The organism is Halopseudomonas formosensis (assembly GCF_900115905.1).
GTDB lineage: Bacteria > Pseudomonadota > Gammaproteobacteria > Pseudomonadales > Pseudomonadaceae > Halopseudomonas > Halopseudomonas formosensis.
In genome coordinates this window covers 61,689-84,986 of sequence record NZ_FOYD01000009.1, presented here as the reverse complement: position 1 = coordinate 84,986, position 23,298 = coordinate 61,689, and the positions used below count along the sequence as shown (strand labels likewise).

Genomic DNA, 23,298 nt, shown 5'->3' with positions numbered 1-23,298 from the left:
GGCGTAGCGCGGGTGCGCTACACCCCGAAAACCAGTGGCACCTCACCTTCTGTTTAAATTCTTAAATTACAAATAGTTGTGGTAGAAATCTAATTCGTTTTCGAGAACCTGTTGTAGATTGGCAGGCTGGCGAAAACCATGACGCTCCTCCTCGAACCTGACGTACTGCACGGCTACGCCCTGCTCTTCCAATACCGCGACCATCTGCTCGGTCTGGGACGGTAGTACCACCGCGTCCTGCATGCCCTGGAAGAAAATCGTCGGTGTGCTGATGGCTGCAGCCTGGGCCAGCGGCGAGCGCTGTTGGTAGCGCTCGGGCTGCTCATGGGGGTCGCCGATCAGCCAGTCGATATAGTCGGCCTCGAACTTGTGGGTGACGGCACGCAACTGCAACGGATCGCTCACACCATACAGGCTGGCCGCCGCGCGGAAGCGCTCGCTGGCACTGACCAGACTATTCAGTGTGGTAAAACCACCAGCACTCTGGCCGCGGATAAACACCCGCTGCGGGTCAATCAGTTTCTGCTGGGCCAGATGCTCGATGGCCGCCAGCACATCCTCCACATCGGTCACACCCCAGTTGCCCTGCAGCCGCTGCCGATAGGCCCGGCCAAAGCCGACGCTGCCACGATAATTGAGGTCGGCGACGGCAAAACCGCGCTGGGTCCAGTACTGGATACGGTTATCCAGTACCGGATAACAGGCCGAGGTCGGCCCGCCGTGGGTGAAGATCACCAGGGGTGGGAGTTCATCGGTCGCCAGTCTTGCCTGGCTGTTGCATGGCGGATAATGGAAGCCATGGGCAATCTCCTGCTGCGCGGTTGGATAAGCCATGGGTTCGGGGCGGGAGATATCTTCCGAGCCCAATGTACTGGACGCCTGGGCCAGGACCCTGACCTCCCCGCTATCCAGGGAAATGCGCAGTACAGCTGCACTGCAGTCCGGTGAGCTGGCCAGGCAGAACAGGCTGTTGCTGTTGCAGGCCAGCCCGCGAAAGCGCGTATAACCTTGAGCCAGCAGTCGCTCTTCACCCCGATCGGCATGGCGCAGAGCCAGGCGGCCATAGCCCTGCTCGCTCCAGCTCAGCGCCAGCCAAGCATCCGGCAAGGCCAGATAATGCCTGGGGGTGAGCTGCCAGGGCGCCGGCGCGTGGTCGGCAGCCCGTGACGGCAGCAGCTGCCATTGCTGGTCGGCCAACTGCCGCCAGGGCTGCCAGTGACCAGTGCGATCCGTCAGGCACAGCAGCTCACCGCGGTCACTGAATAGTGGCTGCTGCAGCGACTCATCATGTCCCATGCGCTCGACATCGCCCGGTAGCCCCTGACTGTCCAGCCTGGCCCAGCACAGGGTGCTGCTGGTCCAGGGCAGCTCGGGGCGCTGCCATTCGATCCACGCCAGGCGCTGGCCATCGGGGCTGAGACAGGGGCTGTTGTAGAAGTCCGCACCCTCGGCCAGCAGATGCCGGATACCACGCAGATCGATCGCTACCAGTCGGTGAGCCACCTCACTGCCACCATGCTGTTCCTCCACGGCGATGATACGGCGATGTACCGGGTCAAACACCAGCCCACCGTAGCGGCAATCGACAGCGCAGCTCAGTTGGGTACAGGACAGGTCATCGAACCGCTGGTGATAGAGCTGCTGGTCCGCCTCGTTGACGAACACCAGACCATCGCCGGCAAGACACAACGCGCCGCCGCCATACTCGTAGACCCGGCTGCGCACGCTGTAGCCGGGCGGCGTCAGGCGCCGTGTGCCCCTGGGTGTCCACTCGACTACCGCGCTGCGTCCCTCCCCTGGGAAAAACTCGACCCACAGCACCCGCTGCTCATCGCAGGTCAGGTCAGCGTAATCGGTGCCCGCGGCCACCGCATCGGCAGCGGAAAAATCACTGCGCCAGCGTCCGGCCCGCTCAGACCTTGCAGATGATTCTGGAGGTGCGTTCATTGCGAAAGGTCAGTTCCTCGATCGGTGGCTGGGGCAGTTCGGCCTCGGCCCGGGCGGACAGTATCTGGTGATGGTGCGGTGACTTGCTGCACACCGGATCGGCCTGGGTCGCATCCCCGGTCAGCATATAAGCCTGACAGCGGCAACCGCCGAAATCCTGGTGTTTTTCGGGACAGGAGCGACAGGGCTCCTGCATCCAGTCATCGCCCCGATAGCGATTGAAGCCGAAGGAGTCATACCAGATATGCGACAGGCTGTATTCGCTGACGCTGGGAAAGGTCACCGGCAATTGCCGGGCGCTATGGCAAGGCAAGGCCGTGCCATCCGGGGTAATGGTCAGGAAGATATTGCCCCATCCGTTCATGCAGCCTTTCGGTCGCTCCTCGTAATAGTCGGGGGTCACCAGGATCAGCTTGCAGGGGTGGCCCTGCTCCGCCAGTTGGGCTCGGTAGCGGTTGGTCACGGCTTCAGCGTGATCCAGCTGCGCCTTGGTCGGTAGCAGGCCGGCGCGATTCAGGTGGGCCCAGCCGTAGTACTGACAGGTGGCCAGCTCCACGAAGTCGGCTTCCAGTGCCAGGCACAACTCGATGATTTTCTCGATCTGGTCGATATTGTGCCGGTGGGTAACGAAGTTCAGCACCATGGGATAGCCGGCAGCCTTGACCGCCCGGGCCATCGCCAGTTTCTGATCGAAGGCCTTGCGCGAGCCGGCCAGCATGTTGTTCACCTCGCTGTCCGAGGACTGGAAGCTGATCTGGATATGATCCAGCCCGGCCTCCAGGAACTTGTCGATACGCGACTGGTTCAGGCCCATGCCGGAGGTGATCAGGTTGGTGTAGTAACCCATTTCCCGGGCGGCGCCGATCAGCTCGGCCAGATCGTCACGTACCAGCGGCTCGCCACCGGAGAAGCCCAGCTGGGCCGCGCCCAGCGCCCGCGCCTGGCTGAACACGTCGATCCATTGCGCAGTGCTCAGCTCCTGCTTGTGCTCGGCAAACTCCAGCGGATTGGAGCAATAGGGGCACTGCAATGGGCAGCGGTAAGTCAGCTCGGCCAGCAGCCACAACGGCGGCCCCTGTTCCGACCGGACCTGGCTGTCAGCGGAAACGGATCCAGTGTTGCTCATGAGCTTCCCCGATAAAGGCCATTACATCTTCATCCAGCCCGGATGCCGACGGAAAGCAGGCTTGCAGTTCAGCAATGATCTCGTTGACCGAGCGCCGGCCATCGACCCGTTGCAACACCTCGGCGGCGCTGCCATTGAGCTTGACCATCCCCTCGGGATAGAGCAGCACATGGCAGTCCTGCACCGGTTCCCATTGCATGCGATAACCAGGCCGGAGCGTCGGTACGGCTGCCAATGACGGAATGCTCATAACTTGATCCCCCGATGCCAGGCGGGCTGGTCCGTGACGGTATGGTATGGCGCCCGCTCCAGTTCGTAGGCCATCGACATGGCGTCGAGCATGCTCCAGAGTACATCCAGCTTGAACTGCAGGATCTCCAACATGCGCTGCTGGGCCTCGAAGGTCCGGTAATGATCCAGGGTGATACGCAGGCCGTGTTCCACGTCCCGGCGCGCTTCGCTCAAGCGGGTACGGAAGTAGCGATAGCCCTGCGGATCGATCCAGGGATAGTGCTCCGGCCAGCTGTCCAGCCGCGACTGGTGAATTTGCGGGGCGAAGAGTTCGGTCAGCGACGAGCTGGCGGCTTCCTTCCAGCCGGCGCGGCGGGCGAAGTTGACGTAGGCATCGACCGCAAAGCGCACGCCAGGCAACACATGGCGTTGATCGAGCAGCTCTTCCCGGTGCAAACCGACGGCCTCGCCCAGTTGCAGCCAGGCTTCGATACCGCCCGCGCCTTCGGCTGTACCGTCGTGATCGATGATCCGCTGCACCCATTCCCGGCGTGCTGCAGCATCGTCGCAGTTGGCCAGGATCGCGGCATCCTTGAGCGGGATGTTCAACTGGTAGTAGAAGCGGTTGGCAACCCAGCCACGAATCTGCTCCGGTGTGGCGCGCCCCTCATGCATGGCGATATGGAAAGGATGGTGAATATGGTAATAACGCCCCTTGTCACGCAGGGCCTGTTCGAACGCCGCACGGCTCATCGGTTCAGTTGGCACGCTGCTCTCCTTACAGGTCGATCACCAACCCGTCATGGGCGACCTCGATGCCGTGACGCGTCAACTCGGCGCGTTCGGCCGAGTCTTCGTCCAGAATCGGGTTGGTATTGTTGATATGGGTCAGCACCCGCCGGCTCTGCGGGTAGGCGCTTAGTACCTCGATCATCCCGCCCTCCCCGCTCTGTGGCAGATGGCCCATCTCGCTGCCGAGCTTGGTGCCGACACCGGCGTGGATCATTTCATCCTCGCGCCAGAGGGTGCCATCGACCAGCAGGCAGTCGGCCATGGCCATGGCATCCCGCACCTGGCTGCTGAGCTGGCCCAGGCCAGGGGCGTAGAACAGCACCCCGCCGGTGTTGGTATCACGTACCAGCAAACCGATATTGTCACCGGGATGCGGATTGTTACGATGCGGTGAGTACGGCGGCGCGGCGCTACGCAGGGGGATCGGGGTAAACTCCAGCGCCGGACAGGCCGGAATGCTGAAGCCGGCGTCCAGCTCTATGCGGTTCCACTGCAATCCACCGTTCCAGTGGTCCAGGATGTTGAACAGCGGGAAGCCAGTGGTCAGGTCCTGGTGCACCATCTCCGTGCACCACACCTGGTGGGGACAGCCCTCGCGCAGGGTCAATAGTCCCGCGGTGTGATCGATCTGGCTGTCCATCAGAATGATCCCGCCAATGGCGGTATCGCGTAGTTGACGACCGGGTTGCAGCACCGGTGTCTGTTCCAGTTGCGTACGGATATCCGGTGAGGCGTTGCACAACACCCAGTTGCCGCTACCGTCGGAGAGCGCAATCGAGGACTGGGTGCGCGGCCGGGCGTTGATCTCTCCCTTGCGCAGACCATCACAATTGCGGCAGTTGCAGTTCCACTGAGGAAAGCCACCGCCAGCAGCAGAACCGAGAATATGAATCAGCATGGCATGGCCCCCGGATGCGACCGCCGGACCGGTTCAGCGTGGCAACCGGCCAGACGGCGCGTTTGCGCTCAACGGTTGGCGAAGTACATGGTGACTTCAAAACCAATGCGCAGGGCGGTATAGCTGGGTTTGGTCCACATGGTTGAATCCTCCGGTGGGTTGACGATCGAGCCAGGCGGCACCTGCCGACAGACCCGGTTAAGCACTTGAACCACAAGATGCTACATAGGCAAGCCTCCTTTACCATAGGAGCCAGGTTGGCCCTTGTCGACTTTCTCCCGGTCGCCAGACCGGCGCCTTACTGCTCTATGGCAATCGTTTCCAGCCAGGCGCGGATCGCCCATAGTGCTTCCTGGCTGAGGAAGTCGGCCATCTTCGGCATATACACCCGGCCGTCGCGCACGGCTCCGTTGACGACCCTTTCCTTGTACCACTCATCCCCGTAGTCGCCGGTCTCCAGGTAACGCAGGTCGGGGTTGATGCCCCCCGAGATTCCATCCAGCCCGTGGCAGGCAGCGCAGTTCTGGTTATAGGCGGAGGCGCCGATGGTCACGGCGGTGTCGTATTCCGGATGGCCTTCGCGGTAAGGGTTGGTGTCCAACCACTCATCGCCCAGATCGCTGAGGCCCTTGGTGTCGACCGCCTGGGGTGTCACATTGCCGTGCGCCCATGCCTGGCCGGCTGCCAATGCCAGACTGATGGCGACCAGTTTCAGTGTCTTCTTGTAGTGTGTCATCCTGCTTACCTCGCGGCCGGGTGATCTGTGAGTGATCACGGATGGTTTTTATTCTGCAGTCGGCAAGCATGATAGAAAGGCCCCGGCCTCCCCCCCTATCCTGCTTTGGTTGTCGGGCCCTGCTCCCTTGGTAGTAGTTCATGGGCAGCCCTGCTGTCACAAAGGCAGCCGCCCAGGGCACGACCTGCCACCCGCAACTACCAAGGCAGCAATTTCCTGCTACTGAAGTAGCGATCCCCCGGTAGCGCTCCCAAGGAGCATCGGCAAGGGACTATTTCCCGCCAACTACGGGTTATTTTCCGTTTCGCCCCTTCCCGGCCCTGACCAAGATGTTGGCGTGGACCAGCAACGCTGCCCTCTTCCAACAACAAGGAACACTGCCATGACAACAAAAACACTTCCTGCCATGAGGCCTGCAGCCCGGGCTGTGAGATACCTTATCCTCACGGCTGGACTTGCCCTGAGCGCATCCCACGTGGCGGCCAAGCCAGTCACCTGGGACGATATCGCCAACGATCACACCACCACCCACGACGTCCTGATGTACGGCATGGGCAACAACGCCCAGCGTTACAGCCCGCTGAGCCTGGTGAACGATAAGAACGTCTTCAAGCTGACTCCGGCCTGGTCGTTCTCGTTCGGCGATGAGAAGCAGCGCGGGCAGGAGTCCCAGGCGCTGGTGCACGACGGTGTGATTTATGTCACCGCTTCGTACTCGCGGATGTTCGCCCTGGATGCCAAGACCGGCAAACGCCTGTGGAGCTACTCCCATCGCCTGCCGGATGACATCCGGCCCTGCTGTGACGTGGTCAATCGCGGCGCGGCGATCTACGGCGACAAGGTGTTCTTTGGCACCCTGGATGCTAGTATCGTGGCGCTGAATAAGGACACCGGGAAGGTGGTCTGGCGGGAGAAGTTCGGTGATCACCGTGCCGGCTACACCATGACCGGGGCACCGACCATCGTCAAGGACCAGAAGACCGGCAAGATGCTGCTGATCCACGGCTCTTCCGGCGACGAGTTCGGCGTGGTCGGCAAGCTGTTTGCCCGTGACCCCGAGACCGGCAAGGAAATCTGGATGCGCCCCTTCGTCGAAGGCCATATGGGCCGCCTGAATGGCAAGGACAGCACGCCCACCGGCGATATCAGGGCGCCCTCTTGGCCGGACGATCCGAACTCCCCCACCGGTAAGGTCGAAGCATGGAGCCATGGTGGCGGTGCGCCCTGGCAGAGCGCGAGCTTCGACCCGGAAACCAATACCATCATCGTGGGTGCCGGCAACCCCGCGCCGTGGAATGGCTGGGCGCGGACCTCCAAGGACGGCGACCCGGCTGACTATGACAGCCTCTACACCTCCGGCCAGGTCGCCGTGGACCCGACCACCGGCGAGGTGAAGTGGTTCTACCAGCACACCCCCAACGATGCCTGGGACTTCTCCGGCAACAACGAGCTGGTGCTGTTCGACTACAAGGACCAGTCGGGCAAGACCGTCAAGGCCACCGCCCACGCCGACCGCAACGGCTTCTTTTATGTGGTCGATCGCAACAACGGCAAGCTGATCAATGCGTTCCCGTTCGTCGACAACATCACCTGGGCCAGCCATATCGACCTGGAGACCGGTCGTCCGGTGGAGAACGAAGGTCAACGCCCGCCACGCCTGCAGCCCGGCCAGGAGCGTAGCGAAGCGGTCGAGGTATCGCCGCCCTTCCTCGGTGGCAAGAACTGGAACCCGATGGCCTACAGCAAGGACACCGGTCTGTTCTATGTTCCCGCCAACCACTGGAAGGAAGACTACTGGACCGAGGAAGTCAGCTACAACAAGGGCTCGGCCTACCTGGGCATGGGGTTCCGCATCAAGCGTCTGTATGACGACCATGTCGGCATTCTGCGCGCGATGAACCCGACCACCGGCAAGGTGGAATGGGAGCACAAGGAACCGCTGCCGCTGTGGGCAGGCGTCCTGGCGACCGCGGGCAACCTGGTGTTCACCGGCACAGGCGATGGCTACTTCAAGGCGTTCGATGCCAAGACCGGCAAGGAGCTGTGGAAATTCCAGACCGGCACCGGGATCATTTCCCCGCCGATCACCTGGGAACAGGATGGTGAGCAGTACATCGGCGTTACCACCGGTTACGGCGGCGCGGTTCCACTGTGGGGCGGCGATATGGCCGAGTTGACCAAGCCGGTCGCCCAGGGTGGTTCGTTCTGGGTGTTCAAGCTGCCTTCCTGGGAACAGACAGCCAAGCGCTGATCGGGAATGCACTGACCCGCGTTGCGCCAGGCTCAGCCTGGCGCAACGGCATGAATCACAGGCAGAGGTACCAACCATGAAACCACTGACACCCCAGATACTGCTGATGTCCGGCCTGGCGTTATTCACCCTGGGACTGCATGCCCAGGTGGCTGATGTTGCCGAGGAAGATATCGTCACCATCAATGGCTGTGCGCTGGTACGCGGCACCGCCTGCCCCGGCGTGGATCTGCGTCAGGCCGATCTGCGCCACAAGGACCTGAGCAAGGCCGACTTCACCGGCGCCGATCTGCGCGGCGCGGACCTGCGTCACGCCAAACTGGACCAGGCCAAACTGGATAACGCCCGGCTCGACGGCGCCAACTTCAACCGTGCCAGCCTACAACAGACCGCCATGCGCGGTGCCAGTGCCATCGGCAGCAGTTTCGTGGCGGTTCAGGCCTGGAACCTGAATGCCCAGGGCGGCGAGTTCAGGCAGGCCGACTTCACCGGCGCCAACCTGGAGTTCGCCCGCTTCAGCGCAGCACGCATGCACGAGGTGATATTGCGTGCCGCCAATCTGGAGATGGCCTGGTTGCCCAAGGCCGACCTCAAGGGCGCCGACCTGAGCGATGCCAATCTGCAGGAGTCGAAGATGAACCACGCCAATCTCGAGTCGGCCACCATGACCGGTACCCGCCTGCACTACGGCACCTACCTGAACATGCACATGACCAACTGCACCGACTGCCCGGTGGACTGGGAAGCCCATCTCAGCTCCCAGGCACGCTAAACTAGGTGTCCCTCTCAACCCGCCTGCCGGCCAACCAGTCCATGCAGGCGGATCACGCCGGTATCGATGGCCAGGTGGACCAGTTCGGTCAACGAGGTCACCTCGAGCTTCTGTTTCAGGCTGGTCAGGTTGTTGGAAATGGTCTTGCTGCTCAGGCACAGGTGGTGGGCAATCTGACGCGGCGCAAGGCCCTTGGACAGCATGACGAAAATCTCGAACTCACGTGGCGTCATGCACTCCAGGCGCGGATCGAGCCGGCTGTCATCCGCCGAACAGGCAAGCTGGATGGCCAGCTCCTGCTCTATGTAGCGGTGACCAGCCAGGCAGCGCTTCACGGCCTCGATCAGCACCTCCCGCCCCGCCCCCTTGGTGATGAAACCCATGGCGCCGGCCGCCAGGGCCTGGCGCACCAACGGCAGCTCATCGTGCATGCTGAAGAACAGGATACGCAGCAGCGGCCAGCGCTGCAGCAGACGGCGGGCGGTCTCGATTCCGCTGATGCCAGGCAGGCTGACCTCGAGGATCACCAGGTCCGGTACCCGCTGCTGGACTGCCGAGAGTGCCTCCTCGCCATCGCTCGCTTCGAGAATGCCGGCCTGCGGATACTGCGCCGCGAGCAGGCTGCGGTAGCCCTGCCTGACAATGAAGTGATCATCCAGCAACAGAATATGCATACCCCGAAACTCCCATAAATATCGGGTTGTCGAGCGCCTGCTCGACGACAGATCTCCCTGCCCGCTGAGAGCCGGCGTAGCGCGGGCGTGCTACACCCCGAGGCTTGCTGCACGACAATGTGCCAGTACAGGCCAGCCCTGCTCCCCCTGCATGCTAGGGCCTGGGGGGTGCAGTTGAATGCTACCTTGGTACTCGTTGAACGCTACTTGTTGGCAGGATGAGCCGGGATTCGGGCCGCCATCTACTACTTTGGTTGTATCTTGTGATGCCAATGTACTATTTGAAAGTAGCCCCGCCACAGGGTGTAATGCCGGACATATTACAAAATGCTGCGAGCACAATGACTGGCAGCCCATAACAAGAGCAGCCTGGAGCAGGCCATGCACAAGATATTGATAGCCGACGATCACCCACTGTTCCGTGAAGCTATCTGCAACGTGGTTGCAGCCGGCTTTCCCGGCTCCGAACTGCTGGAAACCTACGACCTGGACAGTGCCCTGGGCATCGCCAGGGAACATGATGACCTGGACCTGATCCTGCTGGATCTGAACATGCCCGGCATGCATGGGCTGAACGGCCTGATCACCCTGCGCAACGAGTCACCGTCCATTCCGGTGGTGATAGTCTCCGCCGAGGAAGACAAGCAGGTGGTATTGCAGGCGATTACCTATGGCGCGGTGGGCTTCATCACCAAATCCTCGCCAAGGGCGCAGATGACCGAGGCCATCGAGCAGATCCTCGCCGGTGATGTCTACCTGCCGTCGGATATCATCCGCTCCAGCCGCACCATCACCCGGCGCACCCCGGAAGAGACGCCGCTGTCACCGGAGCTGCTGTATGCCCTGACCCGCAAGCAGTTGCTGGTGCTGGAGCGCATGGCCAAGGGCGAGTCGAACAAGCAGATCGCCTATCACCTGAATATCGCCGAGACCACGGTCAAGGCGCATGTTTCCGAGATCCTACGCAAACTCAACGTCAGCAACCGGGTGCAGGCCATTCTGTCCGTCGTCGATGTGGATTTCAGCGCCTATCTCAGGCGCTGATCGTCGGGGCCAGCAGATGGCTCATGGCGGCCTTCAGTTTCATCGGCCTGACCGGTTTGTGCATCAGCATATGGCCCAGTTCGCGCACCTGTTGTTTCAGCTCGTTGCTGTAGTTGGCGGTGATCAGCAGCACCGGCAGGGGCGTAGCGCGGCGGGCGTTGATCGCTGCGGCGACGTCCACGCCATTGACCCCGTTGTCCAGGTGATAGTCAGCCAGTAGCAGGTCGGCGGCGGCGCGGAAGTCGTCCACCTGGCTGGCCAGGTCATCGGCCGACAGCGCCGTGATCACCTGGCACTCCCAGTTCTCCAGCAAGGTGCGCATGGCCGCACAGATTGACGGGTCGTTATCCAGCACCCAGATGCGCGCGCCGCGCAGATGCTCACCAATGCTAGCCGGTATGCTCAGTTGCGTGACCGGACCCGGACTGCGGCTGCCGTAGGGAACCTCGACGGAAAATACCGACCCCCGGCCCTCCACCGAACGCACATGGATGCGGTGGCCAAGCATGCGCGCGATCTTATCGACAATGGCCAGCCCCAGGCCCAGCCCCTGATCGCGGGCGTGGTCAGCGCACTGGATGCGTTTGAATTCCTGGAATATCTCTTCCAACTTGTCCTGGGCGATGCCCATGCCGGTATCCCAGACTTCAATGCGCAGCCCCTGGGCATGCCGACGGCAACCCAGCAGCACCCGGCCCTGCTGCGTATAGCGAACCGCGTTGGTCAGGAAGTTGCGCAGAATGCGCGCCAGCAACTGCACATCGCTGTGCACCACGCATTGGCTGCCGACAAAACGAAATTGCAAGTGCTGGCTGGTGCAGACCTGCCGGTACTCGTTGGCCAGATTGTCCAGCAGGTCAGCGATATTGAAGGAGCCGACGTCGGGCTTGATCACGCCGGCATCGAGCTTGGAGATATCCATCAGGGTGCCGAGCAGGTTCTCGACATCTTCCAGGGACTGGTTGATCTGCCTCGCCAGCGCGCTAGTGGCCGGCGGCAGTGGATGCTCGAGCAGTGCCCCGGTGAACAGGCGCGCCGCGTTCAGCGGCTGCAGCAAATCATGGCTGACCGCGGCAAGGAACTTGGTCTTCGACAGGTTGGCCTGTTCGGCTTCATGCTTGGCCTCGCGCAGGCGCGCCTCTGCCCTGACGCGCTCGTTGATTTCCTGGCGCAACTGGTCATTGACGCTGGTCAGCTCCCGGGTACGCTCCCGCACCCGCTGTTCCAGATGCTGGTAGGCCTGTTGCAGGGCTTCGGCGCTGCGCCGACGCTCGGTGACATCGCGGATCAGCACGAACAGGCCGATAACCTCGCCATGCGGGTTGCGGTTGGGTACATAGGAGCGTAGAAGGTAGCGCTCATCCCCGTTGAGGCTGCGCTCGGCAAACTCGAAGCTCACGCTTTCGCCCTTGAAGGCCCGTTCGATATAGGGTTCCAGGCGGGCGAACTGCTCCGCGTCATGCACATGCATCATGCTTTGCCCGAGGATATTGCCGCGCTGCCAACCGTACCATTCGTCGTACATCCGGTTAGTGAACTGATAGCTCAGATCCTGTTCCACATAGGCGATCATGGCCGGCAACTGGTCGGTGATCAGGCGTACCCAGCGCTCGCTTTCCAGCAGCGCCTTGGCATACAGGTCGCGCTCGGTGATATCGGTATAGGTATTGACGAAGCCGCCGGCGGGCATGGGGTGGCTGCGCATCTCCAGCACCCGGCCGTTGTCCAGGCGCTGTTCCCGGGTCAGTTGCGGCTGGCCCGCCGTGATGTGGCTGTACGGCGTGAACAGCTCCAGCTCGCTGTCCTCCAGCACCTCGGCGAAGGGTCGATGCGGGCGTATCGGGGCCAGTCCAGCCAGCTCTAGGAAGCGGTAGTTCCAAAGTTCCAGCCTGCCCTGCTCGTTGACCACGGCAACGCCCTGGGACAGGCTGTCCACGGTGCGCTGCAACAGTCGCGTCTTCTGCGCCAGGGCCTGCTCCCGGCGGGCCGTCTCGGAGTTCTTCAGGTCGGTGATGTCGGTGTAGATGATGACCAGCCCACCCTCCCGGGTCGGCCGCTCGCTGACCTGGACCCAGCGCTTGTTGCGCATGCGGTACAGCATGTGCCCATCCGCGCCGGCCTCCATGTCAGTCACCAGGCCTGTGGCGGTGGCCAGGCGCTTGAGTTCCTCCAGCCGCATACCCTCGCGCACTCGCGCCCGGGTGCCCTTCCAGAAGCGCGCATAGTGGCTGTTGAACAGCACCACACGCTGGTCCTTGTCGAACAGCACCACACCGTCGTTCATGCTTTCGATGGCATCCGCCAGGTGATGCCGGGCGGTTTCCGCCCGGGCCCGCGCCTCGCTGAGCAGGCGGTTGCTGGCCTGCAGCTCGGCCATGGTTTCATTCAACGCCTGGGTACGCTCGCGGACCTGCTCGGCCAGTTCCACCGAATGCTGGAAGGCCGCATAGCTCTCGGTACGCGGGTTGGCAATCGACTCGACCCGCTCGATCAACGCCGCATTGATTCGCCGTAACTTGTTGTTGGCTGCACGCAGAGCCAGAAGCTCATCACGATCGGCCTGCGCGCTTGCCTCAACCCGGGTAGGCAAAGGCCACCCCGGTGAAGGTCTGGTTGATATGCATGCCATTGAACTGTTCGCCGTAGGTGTTGAAGCCCACTATCGCGTTGCTGGCCATGTAGGCCGCCAGCTCGGAATCCTGCCCCCGCAGCTCCGCTTCCAGCCGGCGCAGCACACAGTCACAGGCGATGATCAGCACCGGCTCGCCCAGGCGCTGGCGTAGTTGCGCCATCTGCTTCTGCAGGTCCGGCAACAGTGGTCGCGAGGCCATGGCGGTCAGCACGATGCCGGTATCCACCGCACAATAGAAGGTCAGGCTGCCGTCGGCATTGACCCGCTGGATGGAGCGCACATAGAACTGGTCACGAATCCGCACCGCCAGCGCGTTCAGCGCGAAGGTGGCGTTACTCAACTGCTCCACAGGTACGCCGACCAGCCGCGCGTACTCCTGCGCCGCGGGTTCGGCATTCAGCTCCAGCACTGTGCGGCGGTCGTTGTCGGCGGCGGTCACCACCAGCTTCTCGGCCTTGGCCTGCAGGTTGTGGGTGGTGAACACCTCGAAGTCGAGCCAGGTATTGACCATCACCACCACCGCCGCGGCGCTGTGGAAGCGGCCCTGGTAATAGACATAGGTATGCACCGGGTGATCGTCGCCGCCAGCCGATCCGCCAAAATGCGGGATGCTCCCCAAGGTCGCGCCCAGGGTGGCGAGTACTACCTCCTCGCGGCTGGACAGACCATCGAGCAGGGTCAGGGCGAAGGTGTGCCCCTTGATCGGTGCCAGCCGCGCCTGGCGGCAGTGGTTGAGCATGCGGTCAACCACCGCCTGGGCATCCACCAGGCTGAAGTCATCCAGCGCGCTGATCAGGGTGCTGTCGATGGCAAAGGCGCGGCAGTCGAAACCGACCGCGCTGATGCAGCCACGGCCATAGCCCTGCGGGGTGATCTCTCCGGCGGTGGTGCAACCGACCAGCATCACACCACCGAAATGCTGTTCCAGCGCCGCCCCCAGCCGTTCCAGTGGATAGTGCGCGGAGCAGAAGAACAGCACGAAGCCCAGGTGTGGATGAAGCAACTGGCTGGCCAGGCTCTGCGCCGCCAGTTCGGGATCGGCAACGTCGGTCATGGCGGTCTGGAAGCAATCTGCCAGTATCTGCTGCATGGTTACCTCCATACTCACTGACCGACATTCTATTGAGCCCCCCGCCTCAGCCCCATGCTGCTTGAGTAGCAAGGGGCTAGTGCTAAAGAACGAGAGGCCATTCCCTGTCAGGCGCTTACCAGCCCAGCGCCACCCCCAGGGCCAGGGTATCGGTTTTCTCCACCCGGTCGCCGGCATCACGGTCCTTCAGGTCGAAGCGGTTGTATTCGGCGACCAGCGTCAGGTTGTCGTTGATGCTGTGGAACAGGCCGATGCCGCTGGTCTTGAAGTCCGCCTGGTAGCCCAGACCGTTGCCGTCATCCCGGGTCTTGCCATAGGACAGGGCTACCCGCGTCTTACCGAAGGCATAGGAGCCCTGCAGCAGGTAACCCTTGCTGTCGCTCTCGCGCAGGCTGGCCTGGGTGGCGTTGTTGGTGAAGAACGGGTTGACGCCCTCGGCATTGAAGCCGGAACCGGTCAGCGACAGCTGCCCCAGCTTGGCCTGCAGGCCATAACCCAGACCGCGTGAGGTGACCGAGTCCACACCCGCGCCGGTGTTATCCGCCTGCTGGTACATGCCGTTGAGCCAGGTGTGCAGCTGCGCGCCACCCAACTCGAACTGATAGGTGAGTTCGGTCTCGAAACGCGGGCTGTCCTGATAATCCTTGCCGGTCTGCACGCCGTTATCGTCGACCAGGTGACCATCGACCGGGTCCATGATACCCACGGCAGCACGAAAGCCGTTCATCACCGGCGAGCGGTAGGTGATCTGCGAGGTGGGAAAGGGATAGGGATAGCCGGTGCCGATATTGCCGAAGGACACCCCGCCACCATCGACCAGCCCGAGCGTGTCGCTGGATTGGCCATAGGCGGTGAGGAACTCGTCGAGCATGATGTTGGAGCGTCCGAACAGGCCGAAGTCCTTGCCGAACAGCACCTCACCCCAATCGCCGGACACCGTGCCGTAGAACTGGCGCACATCGATGCCGGTCTCGGTGGCGTTGTCCTGGCTGTCGTTGATGGTGACCCAGAACGAGGAACGGCCGCCGACGGTCAGGTTGTCGAATTTCTTGTCGACATTGAAGCCGATGTAGTTGGGCAGAAAGCCCATCTTCACCCGCGACTGATTGCGGTCCAGATCGGGGTCGATATGGTCGACCTTGTTGTGCACATAGAAGGCGTTGAAATAGCCATCGACCGAGAAGCTGGTGTCGTCCTGGTCGTACAGGGTAATGGCTGCCGAGGCCGGTGCGCTGAGCATGGCTGCAGCCAATGCGGTCAACAGAGGATAGGCAGTATTGTTCTTGTTCATTGTGCTCTCCGATGGAATCCGTGACTGACGAAACTGAACGTCCAGCGGATTATCGGAAAGCGCAGGCAGCCCCCCTATTCTGCCAAGGAGCTGAAAACACCGGGCTTTGGTGGGGCCTACCAAGGGTTGGCGAGCTGCTGCCAAAGCACTGGCTCGCTTGCCACCTTGGGAGGAAGCGCATTTTTCCACTCAATCTCGGGCACATTGCTGCCTGGCTCTGGCCGAGATGGAAGGACTCGAGCCTGGGAGGTTCGAGCACCAGCTCGTACCGGGGCTGGCCAGCGGCAATGGCGTTACCGGCTGACTCGCCCATCAAGCTGGTGCTTGACGTTCCCAGGGCCAGGGCTAGTGCAGCACCTGGCCGAGCATGGCCCGCAGCTTGCCGGCCTTGATCGGCTTGTTGAGCACCGGTATGCCCAGGTCCTGCAGTCGTTGCCGGCTGTGTTCGCTGCGATCGGCGGTGATCATGATCGCCGGGATCTGCCAGTGGAAGTGCTCCCGCAGCACGCCCACCGCATCGCAGCCGGTCTGCCTGGCATCCAGGTGGTAATCGACCAAGATGGCATCGGGGCGGCGGCCATCGAGCACCGCCAGCGCACCCGGCAGGTCCACCGCCACCTGCACCCGGGCGCCCCACTGTTCCAGCAGCCCCTGCATGCTCGACAGGATCATCGTGTCGTTGTCGATCACCAGCAGATGTCGGCCCTGCAGTGGCGCGCTCAGCCGCTGCAGCACGGCGTCCGGCGGGCTGGGCGCGTCTGCCTTGGCCAGCGGCAGCGTGACGCTGAACATCGAGCCCTGCCCCACCACCGAGTGCACCTGCAGCGGTGCTTCGAGCAGCCGGGCGATACGTTCAACGATGGCCAGCCCCAGCCCGGCGCCCTTGCGCGGCCCGACCCGGTCGCCATGCAGTTGGTTGAACTCGCGGAATATGTCATCGAAACGCTCGCGGGGAATGCCCAGGCCAGTGTCCCACACCTGGATGTTCAGCAGATCACCCCGACGCCGGCAGCCGATCAGTATCCGCCCCGTGGGCGTATAGCGAATGGCATTGCTGAGCAGATTGCGCATGATTCGACTGAGCATGCGGTAGTCAGTCCGTACGGCCCAGCGCCCGAGCCTGGTCCGCACCTGCAGACCGCTGGCCTCGATCAGCCCCTGGAACTCGCTCAACAGCGGGTCGATGACCTCCGCCAGGGTGTGGTTGCCCAGGTCCAGGGGAACATTGCCGTGATCCAGCCGGGCGATGTCGAGCAGGTCGCTGAGGATGTCCTCCGCACTTTCCAGCGCAGCATGGGAGCGCTCGACCAGTTGCGCCTCCGCTGCCGGCAGAGCACGCTCACGCAGGGTGGCCATGAGCAGCCGTGCGGCGTTCAAGGGCTGCAGCAGGTCATGGCTGACCGCCGCCAGATAGTGGTCCTTGTTGCGGTTGGCCAGCTCGGCAGCATCCCGGGCATCGCGCAGGGCACATTGCACCCGCTCGCGCTCGATGATCTCGCGGCGCAGGCTGTCATTGAGGTTTTCCAGTTCCAGGGTGCGCTCATGCACCCGTTGCTCGAGTTGCTCGTTGAGCTGCTGCATCGCCCGCTCGGCCTGTTTGCGACCACTGATATCGGCCACGAAGCCCTCCACCAGCTGCTGCCCTTCTTCCTGATTGAGCAGCAGGTTCATGCGTACATCCAGCTCGCTGCCATCCAGCCGCCGCAGACGGGTCTCGTAGCCGACCAGTTCACCCTCCTGTTGCAGCCGCTTGCAGACCTGGACGAACTCCGCCGGCCCGCCGGCAAAGAAACTGTCCTTCAGCTCGGTGGCTGCCGCCACCACGGCCTCGGTCGAGGGATAGCCAAGCATTCGCACCAGCGAGGGGTTGGCGGCTCGGATGCCATGCTCCAGGTCAGCCTGGAAAATACCGTGCACGGCATTCTCGAACAGCCACTTGTAGCGATTGCGCTCGGCCTCCAGCTCCTGCAGACGGTCCATCAGTTCCGGGTAGTAGCTTTTACGCGCGGACTGCAGCCCCAGCCCCAGCAGGCCGGTGAGCATCTCGCGGCGTGGGTCAGAGGGCTTCGGCATAAACCACTTCCACATCCCTGAGGCTGGGTTCACGGGGGTTGGTCAGGATACAGGGGTCGTCCATGGCATGGACCGACAGCATCGGCAGATCACTGATGCCGATCCCGTGCATGCCCAGCGTCTGCTCGAAGCCCACGGCGCGCTTGAAGTCGATCAGGTGCTGCACCAGCCGCTGGCGCACCTGCTGGTTGGACAGGCCGCGGATATCGATCCCCAGCGTCTGGGCGATCACCTTGAAGCGGTCCGGTGCAGCGTCGTAGTTAAAGGCCACCACGTGCTCCATTAGGATGGCGTTGCACAGGCCGTGGGGCAGGTCCAGATAGCCGCCGAGGCTGTGCGACATGGCATGCACCGCACCGAGGATGGCATTGGAGAACGCTAGCCCGGCCTGCAGGCTGCCGAGCATGATTTTCTCGCGCAGCTGGATATTGTCGGGCTGCTTGATCATCTCGACCAGGTTGCCGTTGATCAGCCGCATGGCTTCCAGGGCGTGGGCATCGGTCATCGGGCCGCTGCCGGTGGAGACGAAGGCCTCGATCGCATGCACCAGCGCATCGACCCCGGTGCAGGCTGACAGGAACGGGTCCATGGTGGCGGTGACCTCGGGATCGATCAACGCCACATCCGGCACCACAGCCTTGCTGATGATCGAGAATTTGACCTTGTCCTGCTGGTTGGAAATGATCACGAACTGCGATACATCCGCCGAGGTACCCGCCGTGGTCGGGATCAGGATCACTGGCGGCACCGGCGTGCGAATGGTGTCGACCCCTTCGAAATCGAGGATATGCCCGCCGTTGGTGGCCACGATGCCGATGGCCTTGGCGCAGTCCATCGGGCTGCCCCCGCCGATGCCGACGATCGCATCGCAGGCGGAGGCGCGATAGAGTTCGGCGCCCTGCATCACCTCCTCTACCCGTGGGTTGGCTGACACCCCGGTATACAGCACATAGTCCACGCCCTGTTGCTGCAGGCTGTGTTCCACATCGGCGACCCAGCCCGCCGCGACCACACCGGGGTCGGAAACCAACAGGACCTTGCGGGCGGCAAAGGTGTTGACGTAGTTGGCTACCGTCTTGCGTGAACCGGCGCCGAAGATGATCTCGGGGGTGACGAATTTGCGCAGTTGGCTGATATCGTAGGCCATGGTGATGATCGACCTTGTTGTTTTATTTATGGAAGCCACAGGTTACCTCAAAGCAGGCGGTGTCGGCGTTTTTACGACTGAAGTCGTGCTCCGACGCACCCCAAGTCGCATGGTGGCCAACCGCGATTCGGATAAGCATGGTGATACACCATGAACCGATCGAGGCATGCCATGACGCTGTTCTCTCGACTGCAGCCATTGCTGCGCTCGCTGGCACTAATCCTGCTGCTGCACAGCCCCCTGCTGACAGCCGACAGCACTCCACCGGCACAGCTCAGGGAGGTGATTCAGTCGCTGTTTCCCCAGGCGACCCGGATCGACGCCAAACAGGGTGATGTGCCGGCCTACCCAGTATACCAGTTGAACGAGCTACTCGGTTATGCCTTCGAGTCCACCGACCATTCCAGCCTGCAGGGATTTGCCGGCAAACCCATACGCCTGCTGATTGGCCTGAATGTTGACGGGGTGCTGGCCGGAGTGCGGGTATTGGGCCACCATGAACCGGTGTTCCTGCATGGCATGGGGGAAAAGGCCCTGCTGGATTTTGTCGAGCAGTACCGTCAACACCCGTTGAGCAAGCCGGTAGTGGTTGGCGGGCGCAAGCCGGATTCCAGTGACGGCCAGTCGATTACCCAGTTCGATGGCATCAGCAAGGCCACGGTGTCGGTGGTGATTCTCAATGAAAGCGTGCTGCAATCGGCGCTGGCGGTAGCCCGGGCCTATCTCGAAGGCTTTACCAGCGCGCCGCTGGCGACACCGCGCATGGATATGTTCGAGCCTCTGGACTGGCAACAGCTGCTCGAACGTGGGCTGGTCCAGCACTGGCTGCTGCAGCCTGACGAACTGGAGCAACACCTGGGGCACTCGCTGGCACATTATCCGGGCATGGATCGCGACCAGGCCTTCAGCGAGCTGTTCTTTGCCTATCTGGATACCCCCATGAGCGGGCGCAACCTGCTGGGGGAGCAGGGTTTTGCGCGCTTGCAGAACAGCCTGCGCGACGGAGAGCAGGCGCTGCTGGTGATGTCCCGCGGCAGCTACCGCCATGTGCCGGAGGACTTCACTCCCGCCTCCTCGCCCAGCCGGCTGCTGCTGGTGCAGAACGGCCAGGCCATCGAGCTGCACGATATGGACTTCGACAATGGCAACCTGCTGGACAGCCTGGCGATAACGCCCACGGATGATCTCCAGGCGCATATCTTCCGCATCAAGGCCCACGCCGCCTACAACCCGGCGCAACCCGCCCAACTGCGGCTCAACGTCAACCTGCAACGCAATCACCTGGTGGAAAGCCAACTGGTGCTGGAGCACCCCGTCGAGCCCGACCCCGCGCTGTTCGAAATCCACCAGCCCAGCGCCGCCGACAAACCGGCTCCGGTGTGGTTGCGCCTGTGGCAGGAGCGCTGGTGGCAATTGGCGCTGCTGGGTAGCGCCTTGCTGCTGGTAAGCCTGATATTCACCTTCCAACACCGGATCAGCCGGCACGGCCGCGCCTTTCACCTGCTGCGCGGCGGCTTCCTGCTGTTCACCCTGCTGTTCATCGGGCTGTATGCCCAGGGGCAATTGTCGGTGGTCAATATCACCACCCTGTTGCTAGCGTTGGTCGAGGGCTTCGATATCCGGGTATTTCTGATGGACCCGGTGATCTTCGTGCTCTGGAGCTTTACCTTTATCAGCCTGTTCATCTGGGGGCGCGGCCTGTTCTGCGGCTGGCTCTGCCCGTTCGGCGCGCTGCAGGAACTGGTCGCCTGGCTGGGGCAGAAATTGCGCCTGCGGCAGTGGAAGATAGCGGAGCCACTGCATCGCCGGCTGCAATGGATCAAGTACGGGATTCTGCTGGTGCTGCTGGTCAGCGCCCTGCTATCGCAGACCCTGGCCGAGCGCCTGGCCGAGGTCGAACCGTTCAAGACCACCATCACCCTGTTCCTGGTACGCAGTTGGCCCTTCGTCGCCTATGCCCTGCTGCTGCTCGGGCTGGGCCTGTTCATCCACAAGTTCTATTGCCGCTACCTGTGCCCGCTGGGTGCCGGCCTGGCGATACTCGGCAGGCTGCGCCTGTTCTCCTGGCTGAAACGCATCGACGCCTGCGGCCAGCCCTGCCAGCATTGTCGCAACCACTGCGGCATAGGCGCGATACACCGCGATGGACGGATCGACTACGACGAGTGCATCCAGTGCCTGGAATGCATCGTCATCCTGCATGACGACCAGCAATGCGTGGCAGCGGTCAGTGCGCGCAAGAAGGCCGAGAAAAGTCAGCGCAAGGCTGCTGCAGAGGCATTGATCTACAAGGGTTGAGGAGTCGTGGAAGCTAGAGGATTGAGCTCCATCTCGACCCGTGGGTGGCCCGAAACAACGCAGGCTGGGATGGAACCCGGCCTTCCAGTCAGCGCCACTGGTACTGCAGGCCCAGACCCACCAGCCAGCTGCGCTCCGGGGCGGGTTCGTAGTAGCGGCCGCCGGAGCCGTTGACGATCAATGAACCGATGTATTCGCGGTCGGTCAGGTTGTCCAGCCGGGCGAAAGGTTCGAGGGTGAGGTTGCCGATCGGCTGCTGGTAGCCGGCGCGCCAGTTCAGTACGGTGTAGCCGGAGGCCTGGTGCTGGTTGTCGTCGGTGGCGTAGCGTTGGCTCATGCCCTGGGCCTCGAGGGCGGTGGCGAAGCCGCTGTCCTGTGGCTGCCAGGCCAGTTCGGCGAAGAAGCTGTGGCGCGGGATGCCCGGCAGGCGGTTGCCGGCGTGGCTGGTGCCGTCACCATCGATGAAGCGGTCATATTCGGCCTGCAGCCAGGTATAGGCCAGATAGGCGCTCAGACCATGGGCGAACTGCTGTTCGATACTCAGCTCCACCCCGCGGCGGGTGGAACGTCCGGCGTTGGTATAGGTGGCGCGGCCGGTACCCAACTGGTTGGTGCCGGTGACGATCTCGTCCTTGACCCGGCTGTCGAACAGGGCGATATCCAGTCGGGTATTGTCCCGGCGCCATTTCAGCCCGACCTCGGCGTTGCGCGACAGGCTCGGCTTGAGCGCCTGGTTCATCCCGGCGCCGTCCTGTCGATAGGCCAATTCCTGGAAGGTCGGGGTCTCGAAGCCCTGGCCAAGCGCGGCGTACAGGCTCAGCTGCGGGGTCCACTGCCAGTTCAGGCCCAGCGCCGGGTTGGTGCGGTGCACGCGCATGCGGCCGCTGTCGTCCTGGCCGTCGACCAGGTAGTCGTCATCCGAGTCGAATTCCACGCGATTGTAGCGCAGCCCGGCGACCAGCTCCCAGCGCGGCGCCAACTGCCAGGTGCTGATCAGGTAGGCTTCCTGGCTGTCCACCCGGTTGAACTCGTCGCGCTGCAGCCCGCCCTTGCTGCCGTTGGCATTGACGAAGCCCTTGCGCTCCTCGCCCTGGTAGTTGTAGGCCAGGCCGGCGGCCAGGGTCACTGGCAGGTCGAACAGCCGAGTCTCGCGTTGCCAGCCCAGCTCGCCGCCCCCGAAGCGCCGGTCCAGCTCGACCACCCCGCCACCGGCGGTCGCGCCACTGCCGGGGAAGGCCAGGAACTGCTGCATGTCCCGTTCACCGCCATAGACCATGACCGTCAACTGGTCCTCGTTAGCCAGGCGCCGTTGGTAGTTCAGGCCGATCTGGTTGTGGCGTACCGATTTGCGGGTATCGAACAGTTCGGCCTGGGGCGGTGCCTGGTGCCGGTCGGCACGCACCTGTTCGGCGGTCAGTCCCAGCGGGTCCTGGGTGTCAGGCTGATCGAGGCTGTTGACTAGCAGGGTCAGGCTGGAGACATCATCGATATCCCAACCCAGACGCAGGTTGGCGATGTCCCGGCGGGTGTCGCTGTGGTCGCGGTAGCCATCGGTCTCCAGTCGCGAGATATTGGCGCTGATGTTCAGGTCGCCATGCTGGCCACCGTAGCGCAAACGCGAGCGCCACAGGCCGTCGCTGCCCACCGCGGTGCGGTTATCCAGGGTCGGGTAGAACGGCGCTTCACCGGTAAAGCCCTGGATGATGCCGCCGGAGGCGTTGCCGTACAGGGTGGTCAACGGGCCGCGCAGGACCTCGATGCGCTGCAGGCCATCGAGGTCGAACAATGCCGGCTGGCCCTGGCCGTCGGGCATGGTCAGCGGGATGCCGTCCTGCACCAGGCGCACCCCGCGCACGCCGAACTGCGAGCGGGCACCGAAGCCGCGCGAGGATATCTGCAGGTCCTGGGCGTAGTTCTGGCGGTTCAGCGCCACCAGCCCGGGGGCCCGCTGCAGGGATTCGGAGAGGTTGGCGCCCAGGTTGGGGGCGTTCAGTTGTTCCGCGGTCACGGTATGCCGGGCCAGCGGCAGTTGCAGGTCCTGGCCATCGTCGCCGCCGCCGAGGATGATCTGTGCCGGCAGGCTGAGCCGTTCATGGGCGTGGCCGTAGGGCACCAGCACCAGTGCGAGCGCCAGCGGCGTCAGCCTCAACACAGGGTTGAAGACAGCCGGCGTAGAGGCTACGGCTCTGGTCATGGCGCTGCGAAGAGATGCTGAGCGTCCTCTGCCATCATTGGGTATTGTGTACATGGTCTTATCCTTTTTGTCATTGGCCACTGAACCCAGTTAAGCAGCACA

General features: G+C 62.9%; 19 protein-coding genes. 5 read left to right on the top strand and 14 right to left on the bottom strand.

The features are described from left to right. Window positions 1-66: 66 nt before the first annotated feature. The 7 genes from BM046_RS12515 to pedF all read right to left on the bottom strand — a co-directional run bounded on the left by BM046_RS12515 (window position 67) and on the right by pedF (window position 5,730). Entirely contained in the window at window positions 67-1,947 is a 1,881-nt protein-coding gene (locus BM046_RS12515; RefSeq protein ID WP_090539966.1) for an alpha/beta hydrolase family protein, read from the bottom strand. Beyond that, the gene (pqqE, locus tag BM046_RS12510) at window positions 1,913-3,073 is read right to left on the bottom strand and encodes a pyrroloquinoline quinone biosynthesis protein PqqE (protein ID WP_090539963.1); all 1,161 of its coding nucleotides are present in this window, start codon (window positions 3,071-3,073) and stop codon (window positions 1,913-1,915) included. Before pqqE ends, BM046_RS12515 begins: the two co-directional genes overlap by 35 nt. Continuing rightward, on the bottom strand, window positions 3,045-3,323 hold the full coding sequence (gene pqqD / locus BM046_RS12505; protein ID WP_090539961.1) for a pyrroloquinoline quinone biosynthesis peptide chaperone PqqD: 279 nt from the start codon (window positions 3,321-3,323) through the stop codon (window positions 3,045-3,047). Before pqqD ends, pqqE begins: the two co-directional genes overlap by 29 nt. After that, a complete protein-coding gene (pqqC, locus tag BM046_RS12500; protein WP_090539959.1) occupies window positions 3,320-4,057 on the bottom strand; it encodes a pyrroloquinoline-quinone synthase PqqC in 738 nt (245 codons plus the stop codon). The genes pqqD and pqqC overlap by 4 nt, the downstream gene beginning before the upstream one ends. Window positions 4,058-4,082: 25 nt before the next feature. After that, entirely contained in the window at window positions 4,083-4,994 is a 912-nt protein-coding gene (pqqB, locus tag BM046_RS12495; RefSeq protein ID WP_090539957.1) for a pyrroloquinoline quinone biosynthesis protein PqqB, read from the bottom strand. A gap of 68 nt (window positions 4,995-5,062) precedes the next feature. After that, the gene (gene pqqA / locus BM046_RS12490; RefSeq protein WP_090540094.1) at window positions 5,063-5,134 is read right to left on the bottom strand and encodes a pyrroloquinoline quinone precursor peptide PqqA; all 72 of its coding nucleotides are present in this window, start codon (window positions 5,132-5,134) and stop codon (window positions 5,063-5,065) included. Window positions 5,135-5,292: 158 nt separating this feature from the next. Then, on the bottom strand, window positions 5,293-5,730 hold the full coding sequence (gene pedF / locus BM046_RS12485; protein WP_090539955.1) for a cytochrome c-550 PedF: 438 nt from the start codon (window positions 5,728-5,730) through the stop codon (window positions 5,293-5,295). 382 nt (window positions 5,731-6,112) lie between these two features. Here pedF and exaA point away from each other — a divergent pair, with 382 nt between their 5' ends. Together exaA and BM046_RS12475 are read left to right on the top strand one after the other, a co-directional pair. Continuing rightward, window positions 6,113-7,981 (top strand): quinoprotein ethanol dehydrogenase, encoded by a 1,869-nt coding sequence (gene exaA / locus BM046_RS12480; RefSeq protein ID WP_090539953.1) that lies wholly within the window; start codon window positions 6,113-6,115, stop codon window positions 7,979-7,981. A 76-nt stretch (window positions 7,982-8,057) separates the two neighbouring features. Further along, window positions 8,058-8,753 carry a pentapeptide repeat-containing protein gene (locus BM046_RS12475; RefSeq protein WP_090539951.1) on the top strand — a complete coding sequence of 232 codons (696 nt, stop codon included), beginning with the start codon at window positions 8,058-8,060 and terminating at the stop codon, window positions 8,751-8,753. Window positions 8,754-8,767: 14 nt separating this feature from the next. Here BM046_RS12475 and BM046_RS12470 read toward each other — a convergent pair whose 3' ends face one another. Next, a complete protein-coding gene (locus tag BM046_RS12470) occupies window positions 8,768-9,427 on the bottom strand; it encodes a response regulator (RefSeq protein WP_090539947.1) in 660 nt (219 codons plus the stop codon). Window positions 9,428-9,808: 381 nt separating this feature from the next. Here BM046_RS12470 and BM046_RS12465 point away from each other — a divergent pair, with 381 nt between their 5' ends. Next, on the top strand, window positions 9,809-10,471 hold the full coding sequence (locus BM046_RS12465) for a response regulator (protein WP_090539945.1): 663 nt from the start codon (window positions 9,809-9,811) through the stop codon (window positions 10,469-10,471). Here BM046_RS12465 and BM046_RS12460 read toward each other — a convergent pair. From BM046_RS12460 to ercA, 5 genes are all read right to left on the bottom strand, one after another. Further along, entirely contained in the window at window positions 10,461-13,100 is a 2,640-nt protein-coding gene (locus BM046_RS12460) for a PAS domain-containing hybrid sensor histidine kinase/response regulator (protein ID WP_090539943.1), read from the bottom strand. The genes BM046_RS12465 and BM046_RS12460 overlap by 11 nt on opposite strands. Next, the gene (gene nosP, locus BM046_RS12455; RefSeq protein ID WP_235818645.1) at window positions 13,045-14,193 is read right to left on the bottom strand and encodes a nitric oxide-sensing protein NosP; all 1,149 of its coding nucleotides are present in this window, start codon (window positions 14,191-14,193) and stop codon (window positions 13,045-13,047) included. The genes BM046_RS12460 and nosP overlap by 56 nt, the downstream gene beginning before the upstream one ends. A gap of 115 nt (window positions 14,194-14,308) precedes the next feature. Beyond that, a complete protein-coding gene (locus BM046_RS12450; RefSeq protein ID WP_090539941.1) occupies window positions 14,309-15,484 on the bottom strand; it encodes a porin in 1,176 nt (391 codons plus the stop codon). A gap of 345 nt (window positions 15,485-15,829) precedes the next feature. Beyond that, window positions 15,830-17,557 carry a PAS domain-containing hybrid sensor histidine kinase/response regulator gene (locus BM046_RS12445; RefSeq protein WP_090539939.1) on the bottom strand — a complete coding sequence of 576 codons (1,728 nt, stop codon included), beginning with the start codon at window positions 17,555-17,557 and terminating at the stop codon, window positions 15,830-15,832. Beyond that, complete coding sequence (gene ercA / locus BM046_RS12440; protein ID WP_090539937.1) at window positions 17,541-18,704, bottom strand: alcohol dehydrogenase-like regulatory protein ErcA; 1,164 nt, start codon at window positions 18,702-18,704, stop codon at window positions 17,541-17,543. Before ercA ends, BM046_RS12445 begins: the two co-directional genes overlap by 17 nt. Here ercA and BM046_RS16250 point away from each other — a divergent pair. Together BM046_RS16250 and BM046_RS12435 are read left to right on the top strand one after the other, a co-directional pair. Then, window positions 18,703-18,858 (top strand): hypothetical protein, encoded by a 156-nt coding sequence (locus BM046_RS16250; RefSeq protein WP_177197861.1) that lies wholly within the window; start codon window positions 18,703-18,705, stop codon window positions 18,856-18,858. The two genes, ercA and BM046_RS16250, sit on opposite strands and share 2 nt — an antisense overlap. Then, on the top strand, window positions 18,855-21,002 hold the full coding sequence (locus BM046_RS12435) for a 4Fe-4S binding protein (RefSeq protein ID WP_235818644.1): 2,148 nt from the start codon (window positions 18,855-18,857) through the stop codon (window positions 21,000-21,002). The genes BM046_RS16250 and BM046_RS12435 overlap by 4 nt, the downstream gene beginning before the upstream one ends. A gap of 88 nt (window positions 21,003-21,090) precedes the next feature. On the opposite strand, the gene BM046_RS12430 is transcribed toward BM046_RS12435, so the two are convergent. Further along, complete coding sequence (locus tag BM046_RS12430; RefSeq protein WP_177197860.1) at window positions 21,091-23,196, bottom strand: TonB-dependent receptor family protein; 2,106 nt, start codon at window positions 23,194-23,196, stop codon at window positions 21,091-21,093. Window positions 23,197-23,298: the final 102 nt, after the last annotated feature.